Source organism: Glaciimonas sp. PAMC28666 (genome assembly GCF_016917355.1).
Classification (GTDB): Bacteria; Pseudomonadota; Gammaproteobacteria; order Burkholderiales; family Burkholderiaceae_D; genus Glaciimonas.
Genome location: NZ_CP070304.1, coordinates 43081 through 58349 on the forward strand (window position 1 = coordinate 43081; position 15269 = coordinate 58349).

General features: G+C 51.1%; 11 protein-coding genes and 1 riboswitch. Of the genes, 3 read left to right on the forward strand and 8 right to left on the reverse strand.

Annotated features, from left to right (window positions below):
• Positions 1-192 precede the first annotated feature (192 nt).
• The 6 genes from JQN73_RS00125 to JQN73_RS00150 form a co-directional block, all read right to left on the reverse strand.
• Entirely contained in the window at positions 193-2106 is a 1914-nt protein-coding gene (locus JQN73_RS00125; RefSeq protein WP_240162368.1) for a TonB-dependent receptor domain-containing protein, read from the reverse strand.
• A 142-nt stretch (positions 2107-2248) separates the two neighbouring features.
• Positions 2249-2595: riboswitch (cobalamin riboswitch) on the reverse strand.
• A 65-nt stretch (positions 2596-2660) separates the two neighbouring features.
• Positions 2661-3314, reverse strand: coding sequence for a histidine phosphatase family protein (locus tag JQN73_RS00130; protein WP_205321104.1), 654 nt, complete (start codon positions 3312-3314; stop codon positions 2661-2663).
• A gap of 2 nt (positions 3315-3316) precedes the next feature.
• On the reverse strand, positions 3317-4156 hold the full coding sequence (locus JQN73_RS00135; RefSeq protein WP_205321105.1) for an adenosylcobinamide-GDP ribazoletransferase: 840 nt from the start codon (positions 4154-4156) through the stop codon (positions 3317-3319).
• A 5-nt stretch (positions 4157-4161) separates the two neighbouring features.
• Positions 4162-5208 carry a nicotinate-nucleotide--dimethylbenzimidazole phosphoribosyltransferase gene (cobT, locus tag JQN73_RS00140; protein ID WP_205321106.1) on the reverse strand — a complete coding sequence of 349 codons (1047 nt, stop codon included), beginning with the start codon at positions 5206-5208 and terminating at the stop codon, positions 4162-4164.
• Positions 5209-5508: 300 nt separating this feature from the next.
• Positions 5509-5847, reverse strand: coding sequence for a P-II family nitrogen regulator (locus JQN73_RS00145; protein WP_205321107.1), 339 nt, complete (start codon positions 5845-5847; stop codon positions 5509-5511).
• A 165-nt stretch (positions 5848-6012) separates the two neighbouring features.
• Positions 6013-7650: an NAD+ synthase gene (locus JQN73_RS00150; protein WP_205321108.1), complete on the reverse strand. Its 1638-nt coding sequence runs from the start codon at positions 7648-7650 to the stop codon at positions 6013-6015.
• 445 nt (positions 7651-8095) lie between these two features.
• Between JQN73_RS00150 and JQN73_RS00155 the strand changes: the two genes are divergently transcribed.
• Entirely contained in the window at positions 8096-9271 is a 1176-nt protein-coding gene (locus JQN73_RS00155; protein WP_370551285.1) for a GNAT family N-acetyltransferase, read from the forward strand.
• Positions 9272-9436: 165 nt separating this feature from the next.
• Positions 9437-10321, forward strand: coding sequence for an EamA family transporter (locus JQN73_RS00160; protein ID WP_205321109.1), 885 nt, complete (start codon positions 9437-9439; stop codon positions 10319-10321).
• Between the two features lie 90 nt (positions 10322-10411).
• Here JQN73_RS00160 and ppa read toward each other — a convergent pair whose 3' ends face one another.
• Together ppa and JQN73_RS00170 are read right to left on the reverse strand one after the other, a co-directional pair.
• Positions 10412-10954 (reverse strand): inorganic diphosphatase, encoded by a 543-nt coding sequence (gene ppa / locus JQN73_RS00165; RefSeq protein ID WP_205321110.1) that lies wholly within the window; start codon positions 10952-10954, stop codon positions 10412-10414.
• Between the two features lie 209 nt (positions 10955-11163).
• Positions 11164-11955, reverse strand: a complete 792-nt coding sequence (locus JQN73_RS00170) for an alpha/beta fold hydrolase (RefSeq protein ID WP_205321111.1) — start codon at positions 11953-11955, stop codon at positions 11164-11166.
• Between the two features lie 342 nt (positions 11956-12297).
• Here JQN73_RS00170 and JQN73_RS00175 point away from each other — a divergent pair, with 342 nt between their 5' ends.
• A complete protein-coding gene (locus JQN73_RS00175; protein WP_205321112.1) occupies positions 12298-15258 on the forward strand; it encodes a M66 family metalloprotease in 2961 nt (986 codons plus the stop codon).
• Positions 15259-15269: the final 11 nt, after the last annotated feature.

Consider the following 15269-nt stretch of genomic DNA (forward strand, 5'->3'; position numbering starts at 1 on the left):
ACCCGACTGGGAGCTGAAATGCTTGGGAACCCGAAGGGCAGCATCACTGCGGTCGCCTTCTTTTTGGTGCCTTTTTCTTGGCGGGGGTGCCGAGCCGAGCAAGAAAAAACACTAGCTGTCGGGCTACCCCCGACAAGCCCCCACGGAGCATTAACCAACCAAACAACCACAAAACCAAAACCAAAAACTCAATCACCGAAACCCATACCGCACCCCCACAAACAAACTAGCCCCCCCAGTTCCATAATACCGAGCCAACTCATAATCCTTATTAAGCACATTATTCCAACGCCCAAACAAAGACCACTTCTCCGTCAAATCATAACTAGCATACAGATTAACCAAACTATACCCACCAAGCACAACCTGATTATCGACATCATCATAACGCCGACCAGACACCACCATCTCAACACCCGCCTTAACCGCCCCAGCAGCGTACTCAAGCGCCGCCGTACCATGCTGCCGCGCCCGCCGTGCCAGCAATTTCCCAGTAGTATCATCCCGCGGATTCTGCACATCCAAAGACCCCCGTAACGCAAAGTCCCCAAGTTTCGTACTGCCGCCCAACGAAACCCCCTCAAGAGTTGCCTTGTCAACGTTATAAGCACAACCATACGGATGGCTATCCGGCTGTACCGGACAAGTCGTGGTGGACACAATCAAATCGGTAAGCTTGTTGTGATAGTAAGACACATTCAGCTGCGAAGTGCCATCATCGTAGACTAAGCCAACTTCCGCATTTTTGCCTTTTTCAGGCTTGTTCGCCGTAATCCCATAACCCGGGTAATACAACTCATTAAAAGTCGGCGCACGAAAACTGGTGCCATAACTCACATTGGCACGCCAGTCTTTATTCAAACGATAGCCGTACCCAAGACTACCCGTCGCGTGCGTCCCAAACTGGGAGCTATTATCGTTCCGGATGCTGGCGGTTGCCAGATGATCTCCGCGCTTCAACTGATACGAAGCCGCGAGGGAATTGGTGGTGCGGTCACCCGACAAACCGGTCGCAGAAACTTCCTCCTCACGCCGCTCCGCCAGCAATTGCAACACGTCCGGTCCAATCAACAAATCATTTTGCCAGCTGAAATTGTTTTGTTTGGTGGTTATGTCGCTCGTGCCATCCGGCTGATCGCTACTGATATACACCGACTTATCGGTCGTTTGCGATAGCTGCACCTTGCTACTCCACCACGGCAGTATCTCGTTCTTGGAATACACCGCCAGATTTTGCAAATCCTGCACAACGCGCGTATCAAAACCAGGGCCATTGTCATACTGCGCATTCAGGCGGCTTTGCAAGAAGTTGAACCCAACTTCCTGTCCCTTGGCCAACTCCAGACTAAACTGGCCGCTGGAACTATCCTTTTTGTAGCCATCTTTATCGGGATTGTAAGAGCTGTACGGCGAAGGATCAGGTTTCGTCGCTGAAAATCCGTCAGCATTCTCATGCGCCGCCGCAATCGCATAACTAAAGCGATGGTCGCCCTCAGTCGCGCCCGACACGCTGGCATCCATCGTGCGGGTGCCGTAGCTGCCGACACCGGCAGAAGCCGTCAAGCGCGGCGCGCCGGAACCCTTTTTGGTAAATATTTGAATCACGCCGCCAATAGCGTCGGCGCCATACAGGCTGCTTAGTGGACCATACACAATTTCGATATGATCAATTTGTGACAACGGGATGCTGGACCATGTAGCGCCGCCAGTGGTAGAAGAACCGACCCGCACCCCGTCTATCAGGACAATATTTTGATTATTCGCCGCGCCACGCATGAAGACGGAGGCACTGGTACCAGGACCACCGTTAGCAGTGATCTCAATCCCGCGTTGCTTTTGCAACAGTTCAACCAATGAGGTTTGTCCCGAAAGCGCAATATCTTCGGCCGAGATAACAACGTTATCGCTCAGCACGTCGCTGGCTTTTTGGGGTGTACGGGTGGCCGTTACCAGCACTTGATCGAGTGCTTTATCCTCAACCGCCTGCGCAAAACTGGACGAAGAAAAAGTAGAAATAATAAGGCTAAAAATAACGGAAGAAGAGCACAAAGGCGCAATCATTCGCGCAGGGTTGCGCAAATGCGTCGGTGAAGCAATTGGAGTCATGATAATTTAAATGTAAACAGCTACCAGCCCGCCTCCCCGCGCGCTGGATTCAAAAGAAGACCACTTGAAGATATTACGTTGAACAACCAATCCGCCATTTCGCTGAATCAGGATTGCTCCATCTGGTAACAAATTACAAGCAGTACTTCCACCTGCTAGAGGCCGGTATCCGGGCTATCAAGTCAAACTACCTTACCTTCCCGTGCATAAAAACACAGTGGTGTCAGAGGCAGCCGGTCACAATAGGTATGAAGTACGACCCCTATTGAGCACAGTGTATTGTCATATAGACGCTGTACTTAATCTGCTGAAGTTCATCCGCTTGATGCGCTAAAGCTTATACGCAGATGAATAAGCAAAATAAATGAACAAAATGTAGGCAGATTGTGACGCTTGTGTTCCGTTGCGGGGGCAGCACACGTATTGCGTGTTTCCCGTTTAACTGCGAACACAGCCGTGTTCGCGAGCACCAAAAGCACCGGCATTTTAACCTAGATTTATCGACATTTGCAGTACCGACAATCTGACATCGGCCAGCCATGCGCGCAGTCAGGCTACAAAGATAGCGAAACTACCTCGCCGTAACCGATTCTATGGGGTTCGCTGGCTGCCCGGTGCGCTATGTCGGCTATATCGGCTATGTCGGCAATACCGGCTATCTTGGCCACATAGACCGAGGATCCAGCTTCTGCAGAAACAGTTGTGAGCGCGTGGCATGCCAGAAGCAGGCGGATAGTCCCTGCATGACAAATAACGACGACGTCATCGGGATTATGATGGTGTGGAGGAACGACGCGAAGCCTTAGCAAATCAAGATAGAAAGCCTGCACCCGTGCCGCCATCTGCATCACGCTTTCGCCACCACCGGGTTGATAATCGATCATCGCGGCAGCCCAGGCATCGATCTCGTCGCGGGAAATCGACTGCCAAGATTGCATTTCCCAGCTTCCGAAGTCCAGTTCCAGTAAACGTGAATCAAGGATCGGTACAGGCCAGCCCGGTTCATTCGCCAATCCGCCCGCTAAACCAGCGCATCGCCGAAGCGGGCTGGAAAATAGCAACGCCGGTTTTAGTAACGTCTCTATCAACCGATTCTGCACACGTGCATTTTCATGTGCTGAGACAGGCAGATCCGACCGCCCATAACAAATATCGAACGCGTTGCCCGATATAGTCGGTTTAGGATGACGGACTAAATGAAGTTGCATCGTTATTTCAAGAGCGGCACGGCGGCCAACAAGCCAAGGTAAAACGCCACCTCTGCCGCCTGCTGCACTGCACCCAGACAGTCGCCGGTATACCCACCGATGCGCTTGACGAAAAATCGGGCAAACCACAAAGTAGCGATACCGCTGCACAGCATACCGGCAAGGATTCCTGCCCAAGGAGCCCAGCCGAAACATCCCATTGCGATTAACGGCAACGCCGCGAATATCGCCGCGATCCCCCATTCAGTACCGGACATTTCCTGTGCCAACGGTTTGGCCTTGCCTTCAGCTCTGACGTACGTCATTTGCCAGATCAACAGACTCGCCATCAAACGAGAAAACGGGTGCGCCATCAATAAAGCCGCGACCACATTCAGCCAAGGCAAGCTCGCGAGCAGCGTGCACTTCAATCCCAGCATTAGCACCACACCGATCACCCCGTAGGCACCGACGCGTGAATCCTTCATAATTTCAAGAATGCGGGCGGGCGCACAACTAGCCCCAAAACCACCACCAAAACCATCGCAGACATCGGCGAAGCCGTCTTCATGGAACGCTCCCGTCAGATAAATGCCAACAATAGTCGACAGCAAAACCGCCACCGGGGTTGGCCATAAACAGGTGCAAACAGCGTAAATCGCCGCCGTAATCGCCCCCACCACAATGCCCACCGCTGAAAAGTAACGCGAAGCTTGCTGTAACCAGGCGGGATCGAACCCCACCCGGCGCGGGATCGGCAGGCGTGTAAAAAACTGTAGGGCAATAAAAAAAAGGCGCACCTGATGGCAGACCGATCTGGTCAGATTTTGTGAGCGCGACGCACTGGGCTGCAGGTCAGACATGGTGTTTAATGACTCTCGTCAGTCGACATGGCGTCTACTGCAGCAGATTCAAATGTCGCCATTTCAGCCATGAAAAGCACCGCTGCCTGCAGCAAAGGCAATGCCAGCGCCGCCCCTGTCCCCTCACCTAAACGCAAACCGACCTGCAGCAACGGCTGCGCGTTCAGGAAAGCCAACATCTGTTTATGGCCGCGCTCATCCGAACAATGTGCAAAAATACAGTAATCCAGTATTTCAGGTCGCAACTGAGCGGCGACTAACAAAGCACTGGTGACAATAAATCCATCAATGAGCAATACCATGCGGCGCTCTGCGGCGGCCAGCATTGCGCCGACCATCATCGCAATTTCGAACCCACCAAACGTCGCCAATATATCAAGCGGCGCAATCACGCCAGCATGATGCTCCACTGCCCGCTGAATCACGTTTTGCTTGTGCAAAATACGCGCTGCATCGAACGCCGTGCCAGCGCCAACACAGTCCACCAGCGGCAAGCCGGTGATCTTGTGCATAATCGCCGCCGCAGCTGTCGTATTGCCGATTCCCATTTCCCCGAAACCCACGATATTGCCAGTTAACGACTGGGTGACTGCGATGCCATACTCTATCGCGATCATGCATTGATCCGCGCTCATTGCCGCCTGGGTAACAAAATTCTGAGTTCCTCGACCGACTTTCCTGTCAATCAGGTCAGGACGCGGTTCAAAATCGTGATTTACACCGGCATCGACTATATGTAACGCACACTGACTTTGCCGGGCAAATACATTAATTGCCGCGCCCTGCAGAAGAAAATTCTCGACCATTTGCCAGGTCACGCTTTGGGGATACGCAGAAATATTCTCGGCCACAACCCCATGGTCGGCGGCAAAGACCACAATCGCTGGCGCAACGAGTGTCGGCCGCGTGGTCTTTTGAATCAGACCTATCTGCAGCCCGATTGTCTCCAGTATGCCCAAACTACCCAAAGGCTTGGTTTTATTATTGATGACAGTGGTGATGGTAGTGCCGAGATCGCTATCCTGAGTGGACGCAACGTGAGGAATCTGCATGGGGATGATGTCCGATGGGTTTTTGCTATGATTTCTGCGCTGAATCGTTGCGCTATGATTTCTGCGATGGTTTTGTTTGAATTGCGGCGCGTCGAAGATGCGATGTTTGCGCAAAACAGGTCAGAAAAAAGCAGCAAAATACTGCTGCCCGCGGTCTACCCGTCGCAGCATCATGACGTTCTACATCAAAAGCGTTACGGCGCGGCCCATGTCCACATCAACCAACCCATCACTGCAATTGGCTCCGATATGGTAGTACGACGCGCCGACGAAATGCATGGGTGTAATAAAAACGCCGTCTTATACCGCTTCCGAACCGGTTTCGCCGGTACGGATACGAATCACTTGCTCGACTTCGCGCACAAAAATCTTACCGTCGCCAATCTTGCCGGTACGGGCAGCCTTGATGATCGCGTCAACAGCTTGCTCAGTCAGTGCATCGTCAATCACCAGTTCTATTTTTACTTTTGGCAAAAAATCGACGACATATTCCGCGCCGCGATACAACTCGGTGTGTCCTTTTTGGCGGCCAAAGCCCTTTACTTCCGTTACCGTCAGGCCATTAACACCTACTTCGGCCAACGCTTCACGCACTTCGTCCAGTTTGAACGGTTTGATAATGGCAGTAATTTGCTTCATGACAACTCCTTTATGCAATTAACAAAAATCTTGTGACAAAAATCGTGGAACGGGAGAAAAAGGAAATGCGCACAAATCGAACAATATTCGGGTCACGCTTGAAACCTCAGGCTCGCTTTGATCCGATGTCGTCCGATGTCACCCTATCGGTTGCTTTATGCCGTTCTATCCCCGTTCTATCCCCTCTCTGAACTTAGAGGTAATGGGATAACGCCAGTCACGACCAAATGCGCGGTGCGTCACGCGGCATCCAACCGGGGCCTGACGGCGCTTGTATTCGTTTATCTTGATCAGGCGCGTGATACGTTGAATATCTTCAATCGGGTAACCGGCAGCCTCGATTTCAGCAATACTCTGATTTTCCTCCATATACATTTGCATAATGGCGTCTAAAACGTCATACGGCGGCAGCGAATCCTGGTCGGTCTGATCGGGCCGGAGTTCCGCCGATGGCGGTCGCGTCAGAATGCGAGTAGGAATGACCTCATCAAGCGTGTTCCGATACGCGCACAGGCGATATACCAACGTCTTCGCGATATCCTTGATGACAGCAAAACCACCAGCCATGTCGCCATACAAGGTGCAATACCCCACCGCCATTTCACTCTTGTTGCCCGTGGTCAATACGATTGAACCAAATTTGTTCGATAACGCCATCAACAAGGTGCCGCGGATGCGCGCCTGGATGTTTTCTTCTGTCGTATCTTCCGCCACGCCTTCAAACTCACTTGCCAGCGTCGACTTGAAAGCGCTAAAACAATCATTGATCGATATTTCATCATAGCGCACACCCAGTCGCTGCACCATGTCGCGTGAGTCAACCCACGAAATTTCTGCAGTATAGGGAGACGGCATCATAATGCAGCGCACTTTGTCAGCCCCGAGCGCGTCTACCGCAATTGCCAACACCAATGCTGAATCAACGCCGCCCGACAAACCGAGCAGCACGCCAGGAAATCCGTTCTTTCCGATATAGTCGCGCACACCCAACACCAGCGCCTGATATACCTGCGCCTCCACCGATTGCGTTGGTGTAACACTGGAGGATGCGCTTGCGACAGGCCGCGCGCCGTCAAATTCGATGATTTGAAGATCTTCCTGCGCATGTTTTAGTTGCGCCGTCACCTCACCGTATTGGTCCATGACAAACGAATTACCGTCAAATATCAACTCGTCCTGGCCGCCCACCAGATTCGCGTAAACCAGCGCCAAACCCTTGCCCGTGACGTTCGCACGCATGATGTCATAGCGCAGATGCTGTTTGTTCATGTGGTATGGCGAACCGTTCGGCACCAGCAACACCTGGGCACCAGCGGCGCGAGCACGCGCAGGCGCATGGGAAAACCAGGTGTCTTCGCAAATATTCAGACCAAACCGCACCCCTTTTACTTCAAATACAAAGGGCACATCCGAGGACGAGAAATAACGCTTCTCGTCAAAAACAGCATCGTTCGGCAACGCGTATTTGCAATAAGTGCCTACCAGTGCACCATTTACGATCACAGACGCAGCATTAAAATGCGCTCCGCCTTGCAGGAGAGGATGTCCGACCACGACATGCACGTCACGCAAATCCGCCAACTCGGCGGTTAATGCTGTCATTGCTTCCAAGGTTTTATCGTAGAAAGCCTGACGCAGCAGTAAATCTTCGGGCGGATATCCCACCAGCGACAACTCCGGCGTGAGCACGATGTCAGCCCCCTGAAGCGCCGCGCGACGTGCGAAATCAGCGATTTTGGCCCGATTACCGGCAAGGTCACCGACGGTGCTATTGATTTGCGCAATGGCGACTTTTACTGTCATGGCAATAAATATGAAATGTGAAGAACGATGATGACAAGGATTAGCCAAACCACAAAACTAAGCCACAAAACTAATGCAAACCTTAAGGGACGATTATCGCATGCGCATCACTTCCGTATCGCTTATGTCTCGTTCTTGTAACGTTCTTGTAACGTTCTTATTGACCATAGCCTCAAAGTTGACGTCGATCACTCTGCTATTTGCGCTATGTGGTCGTTTTTGGCATGCAGATTGTTTAGCGCCAATTTGTTCCAGTTTTGCTTTTTGCTTAAGTCCTATTTCAAACGACAATAGATTCATGTGAGCAAAAAAGCGCTAATTCAGGTACAAACAATGCGGGGTTACATCGCCAGGGATGATTGTTCGCGCAAGAATAAAATCTGCATGAGTGCTAAACTCAGCTCTTTCCATCTTACTTTTTAGCCTTCCCTATCGTATTGACTCAGTGACTAAACAAACACCTCTTCCACCATTGAAATTCAGCACGCGCATTGTTTCCTCCTTGGAAGAAATCGGCCAACCCGCGTGGGATGCGCTACTGGCGTTGCAAACCGATGCCAATCCGTTTTTATCATTCGCCTTTTTGCACGCATTGCACGAAACCGGCTGCGCCTCCGACAAATCCGGCTGGCAACCCCAATATGTCACACTGTGGAACAACACGACGGAGCCGCAATTGATGGCGGCGCTGCCGTTGTACGTTAAATTTCACTCCTATGGAGAATACGTATTCGACTGGGCCTGGGCCGATGCCTATCAGCGTAGTGGTCTGGAGTATTATCCCAAGTTACTCTCAGCCATTCCGTTTACGCCAGTTACCGGTGGACGTTTACTGGCACGCGATGCGTCCTCTGCCGCCGCGTTGATCGACGTGCTGAAAATTTTGCGCGTCGATACGCAAACCTCCTCTACGCATATTCTGTATCCACCCGCGGAACAGGCCGAGGCACTCCACGCAGCCGGTTTTTTATTACGTAGCGGCGTCCAGTTTCATTGGCTCAATCCGGGATATCTTGACTTCGACGCATTTCTCGATACGCTCGAGCGCAAAAAACGCAAGAACATCCGCGCAGAACGACGCAAGGTCGCAGAAGCAGGGGTCACCTTCCGACACGTCCGCGGCGTCAATGCGACCGACGCGGATTGGGTATTTTTCAACCGCTGCTATCGCCATACCTATGCCGCCCATCATTCCACCCCCTATCTGAATCTGGCTTTTTTTCAGCGCATCGCCGCAACTATGCCGCAGAATATTTTGTTGATCGTCGCCGAACGTGAAGGTCGCCCAATCGCATCATCGTTACTGATTCATACTGAAACAACGTTATACGGCCGCTACTGGGGCGCGCTTGAAGACGTCCCGTGTCTGCATTTTGAAACCGCTTATTACCAGCCATTAGAATTTTGCATCGCGCAAAAGATCGGCTGCTTCGAAGGCGGCGCGCAAGGCGAGCATAAAATGGCGCGGGGCTTTTTGCCGCAAAAAACCTGGTCGGCACATTGGCTGGCACACCCCGATTTTGCAAACGCGGTTGCCAATTTTCTGGAGCGAGAAAACGATGGCATTGAAGCTTATATGGATGAACTGAGTGATCGCAACCCCTTCAAGACGGAAGGTTGATTAACGCCTTTCATTGAGTTGGGTAAACCGGTACCTCGCATAGATTACAAATGACTGACCTTCGCACAAAATTAAACGCGCCCTCAACCGTTACCTCTCACCTTAAAGATCACCTCTTGTCTGGCGCAATCAAAACGATAGCGCTTGCCATGCGAAACCCCAACCATGCAACCAACCGATATTCTGCTCGCACTCCTTACTGTCGCACTCTGGGGCTTTAATTTTGTCGTTATCCGACTGGGACTTCAAGACTTGCCACCCTTGTTATTTTCCGCCCTACGCTTTATTTTTGCAGCCATACCGCTAGTCTTTTTTATCAAGCGCCCTGCAGTACCCTGGCATCTGTTGATCGCTTACGGCCTTTTCCAGTTTGCGCTGCAATTTGCGCTATTATTTTCGGGAATGCATCTAGGCTTTACGGCGGGACTGGCGTCGTTGGTAATCCAGCTCCAGGCGTTCTTTACCATCGGTTTAGCCGTGCTGCTTTTAAAAGAACGACCGCGCGCGGCACAACTAATAGGCGCGTTTATTGCACTGGCTGGTATGGCGCTGGTGGCAACCCACGTTGACGGTGCCGCCACGTTTATCGGATTCTTGCTCGTGGTCTGCGCCGCAGTGAGCTGGGCTTCAGCGAATATCGTCACCAAGACTATCGGAAAAGTAAATCCTTTGGCACTCGTAGTATGGGGATCGTTAATCGCCGTACCACCTTTATTGCTGGCATCTTTTTTGACGGAAGGTCCCGCGTCGTGGACGCATGCGGCGAACAATTTCAGCTGGAAGTCCGCTGGCGCAGTGCTATTCAATGCGTATCCGAACACGATCGTCGGCTTCGGCATCTGGTCCTTCCTGATGCGCAAATATCCTACCGCCACCATCGCGCCATTTGCATTACTTGTACCCGTTGTAGGCATGCTGAGCGCCACGCTGGTTTTAGATGAACCGTTGCAATGGTGGAAAATTGTGGCCGGCTTACTGGTATTGACCGGCCTGGCGCTAAATCAATTTGGCGCCAAACTGATGCTTCTACTCAAGCCGCTTAAACAATAGTCCTCCTCAAAAATACGCAACCACTCAGACGCCCCCCGAACCATAAAAAAAGCGCACCGAGGTGCGCTTCTTTTAAATAACCAGCGAATATTACTTCGCTTCCAATGCTTTATTGTAAGCAGCAACGCCAGCCAAAATTTCCTCGCGGGCATCATCCGGACCGCCCCAACCATCGATCTTGACCCATTTACCTTTTTCCAGATCTTTGTAATGCTCAAAGAAATGTTGAATCTGGTTCAGGCGCAACTCGTTCATATCTTCCGGTTTCTGCCAATGCGTGTAAATGCTCAACACTTTGTCCACTGGGACCGCCAATAACTTCGCATCCTGACCGGCTTCGTCCGACATTTTCAACACGCCGATTGGGCGGCAGCGAACAACCACACCTGGGAACAATGGGAACGGTGTAATCACCAATACGTCAACCGGGTCACCGTCGTCCGACAAGGTTTGCGGAATATACCCGTAGTTGCAAGGATAATGCATCGCCGTACCCATGAAACGATCAACAAAAATCGCGCCGGACTCTTTGTCGACTTCATATTTGATCGGATCGGCATTCATCGGTATTTCAATAATGACATTGAAATCGTTAGGCAAATCGCGCCCGGAGGATACGTCGTTCAAGCTCATGTTGTCTCTCGTCTTGTAAGAAGGGTAAAAAATCTATCAACGCGAAATTATAACGGGTCTGAGCGCCATCGTGCAGTGCAACATTTAAAGAAAGGACCAAAACACTACCAAACGAACAACATTTTCGCGATGATGCGACATTCAGTGAAGCTCTCGTGGCGACCACACGAATGTGTATTGCAACATTCACAATAGGTAAATCCGCTATTTCACCGAGGCAAGGCGGCATTGCCAGAATGGCGCGCAGATGCACTGGACAAAAATGCACCAACTGCATTCAACACGCTGGTCTGCTGATCACGATGCGGCGAATGACCGCAATCTGCAAGCACAAGACGTTGCGCGTTCGGCACCGCAGTTACAATCAAATCGACCTGATTCAAACTGAAATATTCGTCCTCCACACCTTGAATAACCAGCGTCGGTACATTGATAGCCGTCAGAAATTGTTCGATATTCCAGTCTTGAAAGGCATCCGCGGTCCATAAATCGTGCCAGGCCCAGAACACATGATCGACATCGCGATGATGTCTCTGCAGCTTCTGCCGGAAATCCGTTGACGCGTAAGCTTTCGTCGCTTCAATGATTCCCGCAATCGCCCGTAGCTCAACATTGACGTGCGGCGCTTCCAATACCAGCCCAGCTACACGCTCAGGAAACAAGGCAGCAGCAATGATCGCAATCGAAGCCCCATCGCTATGCCCGAATAAATATGCCTGACTTACCGCCAATGCGTCCATAACGCATGGGACCAACTTAGCCTCTCGCTCAAGATAGCCAGCATCACGCCCCCCCACAGGCGCATCCGAGTCGCCGTGACCATGGCGCGACCATGCGATCACCTCGTGACCGGTGGCACGCATCAGTTCAGCGGGAAAACTTCGCCAGATAGAGATTGAACCCAGCGCCTCATGCAACAGCATGATGGGCGGCTGCGATCCGGGCCAACGTTGATATTCCAATCGAATCTCATCGACTTCAATGAAACCTGCTTCATTCATAGCATTACTTTCTCTGTGTAACCGCGCCTCATGCAGTGTAAATGAATCTATACCAAATATGCGTTGGTTCGGCCCAGACCGGCGAGTTTCGATGCCAACGTCGTGACGGCTAATGCTATACAGAGAAATCCAGACAATGATTGCAGAGTCCTTTCCGCAAGAAATACGCAATCGACCACTGACGTTAATCCCTTGCATTGCCTTCCGAACAAACGCAGCAGACGCTTAAGCAGACTACTGGTAGAGAAAATTCTCGATCAAACAAAGAATATCCCACGCGCTGACGAGGGCTTGTCTTCTGGTACGCGAAAACACAAATACCGATAATCGATCGATCGGATCATGCAATCCCGAGCAAATTTGCAGGAGGCCCGAATCAAGTTACCGCGCGCCTGCCCGAACATCGACTATCCACTATTTAGCGCCCATTTCATGAACAAAAATACCCGGTTACATTTAGCATCATTAGGCATAGCGCTGTTGGTCTGTACGTCTGCGACCGCTTCATCAGTGAACACCTCCTCCCAAAAGGTTCCCCCGCTGACTTTTCTCGATAGCGCTGCACTCAAGAACGATCTCGATGGGCAGTTACAAGGCACGGTCAAATTTGTTCAAACGCATACTATTGACGCCACTGGAAATAGTAAAAACGAAATGCCAAGATTAGTCGGCAGCCGTAGCACCCTGACGATGCTGATTCCCCAAGATACAAGCGTTCAGTCGGTAACAGTGACCGGTCACGATAAAAATGGTAGTCTGCTGGGCCAGATCGACCTGGCGTCACCGGATAAACTTCCGCTCACAGACAATCCAAACCCACCGAGTGCCGAAAAGCCTGATGTCATTTATGCAGCCAACGCCTGGAGCACGGTGCTTCCCTGGAACTGGATGAAACCAGGTTTGACGCTCTCATTTTCTGATAACCAGCAACGTAGCGGAGAGTTGACCGCCATCGACATCGGTGCGGACAGTCAGGCGGTCTATCAAAATATTCAAATTGGAATGTTAACGCCTCCTGATCCAAAAGTAGACAATATTTTTGCTAACGATAAGGCGGCAGCGGAGGATTACTTTCAAAAACTCCCGGCTTCCCAGATCGTAGTAGGCAATTATGAATCCCTGACTTTAAGAAAAGTTGTCCTCTCCAACGGCACAGTGTACGACCATGCAAGCCTGGATACCGGTAGTGATTTCTATGGCGATTTAAGAGAAGATATCGGCAAGGGGCTGATTTCGATAGGCATTGATAATGCCAACTTCGGTATCAATTCATCCCAGGGGGATGCCCAATGGCAGCCCGGTTTGTTTCCAGTTTTTGCGGTGCATCAGTCTTGGGGAAATTACAGCAATGGCGTCGTTCAGCATGGCCTGAGCGGTGGTAACGGCATGGCGACCCTGATGGGTACTTACGGTAACGAATTTAGCCATGAGCTAGGGCACGCCTACGGTATGGGACATTATCCTGGAGAAATATTATCGGTACATGATCGCAACTCGGGGTGGGGATGGGATGCCAAACAGAATCGATTTATTTCCAATTTTTACTGGGATTGGGACGGAGAAGCCTGTTACGAAGATATTTGTGTCGCACCGTTCGCCGGCAAATATGAATTCAACAAAGACACCATGGGAGATGGATACGCTTTGTCGCCAATCTCCCTTTACACGCATCACACCGGGTATACGCAAAAGCGCATGCAGCACTTTTTCGAAACGACCGGAATGATCAGCGAAAATTCATCGACCGGGTATCTGATGTGGGATGAAACAAAGAAAGCGATGGTTGAAAAAGCGGGCGAATGGCGTCGAAAACCGGTGGAATTTGGCGTCCCGGTGACTACACTGGTCGGCTACTACGATCCCCAAAAAAAGAAAACGAGTTATATCTATCCTGCGATGCACGGTAATTATGGGCATGTTTATGCACCGAAAAAAATCACCGCTGGGCAATGCGTGGCCGAAGTTAACTATGGCAGCGGAACCAGCGAAAAATTTGGGTTGGATGGAACACGCCTATCTCCCGATACCATGAACAAGTTTCATATCAATGTTTCCGCAGAACGCAATCCAACCGATGTCACAGTAAGTTGTCCTGAAGTGGATATGGAGGAAATATTTTCAACCTGGAAATTGGATAAATTCAACGTATCGCGATTTGAAAACTGGGATGAAAATAATTACACAGGTAACATCGGCGATCTCTATTTCGACTCAGAAAACGGACGCTATTTCCGCTTGAAAACGCCGTCGTTCGGTTATTTCCCAACCGATGAAAAAGACAACGACTACTGGACGTTCGTCACCAAAGAGAGCGATCTCAAGCGCGAGTTTGATGCAATACTTGCCGATGAAGACGCCACCGATATTCTTCTGGAACCACTTGACTCAAACACGATCACTCCCGCTAACGGCACCCTTCATGCTCCTTTTATTATAGGGAATCTGCAGGGCAATTCGGAGGATATTCTAGATACACCGGAAGCCGTCGTAGGGGCTGACATCGCCCATGCCGTTGCACCAACGAACGGCACTATCAGCTTTCCGTTAGACGGCAGCAAGAGCAAAGGCGCCGTGAAATACGAATGGGAACAATTAAGTGGGTCTGTTGCATTGATTGACGCCGACCGAGCCGTGGCAACAATGTCTGCGAAAAAAAATGACGCTGGTGAGAATACCTTTCAGCTCACCGTCACCAGCAAAAGTGGCAAGCAGAGCCGCGCCATTATTAACGTAACGGTCGTCGCCCCGGTCGTGGAGATATCTGGTGCCACCACCATTCTGGAAGGGCGAAAAAGCAGCTTGAAAGCGCAGGCAAACTTTGACGGAAAATATAGCTGGAAGGTACTAACCGCAGCCGGTAACGAAGTCATGCAAGGCGCGCAACAGGAATTGAACCTGTCAACATTAACAGCGGGCGATTACCAAATAACTGCCAGCGTAGAGAGCCAGCATGGCGAACGTCACGTCAGCGCACAACAACATCTCACGGTGAAAAAACCGGCAGAGAATGGCCCGCCCACCATAGTTGTCGATGGCCCCGCGCATGCAACCGCAGGTACTTTAGTAACGCTAGACGCCTCTGGTTCAAGCGCCGCTAACGGCGGCACCCTAAGTTATAGTTGGAAGGTATGGCCGCAATTGCCATTCGACACGGATGGCGCACAACTCACGTTTACGGCGCCGGAACTGACGCGCCGGGTCGAGTATCTTTTCACCGTTAGCGCTAATGATGGCAACCTGAGTAACCAAAAGCATCATTTTGTGATAGTTGAGGCCCATGCGACACCACCTGCCAGGCATTAATCTACAGGAAT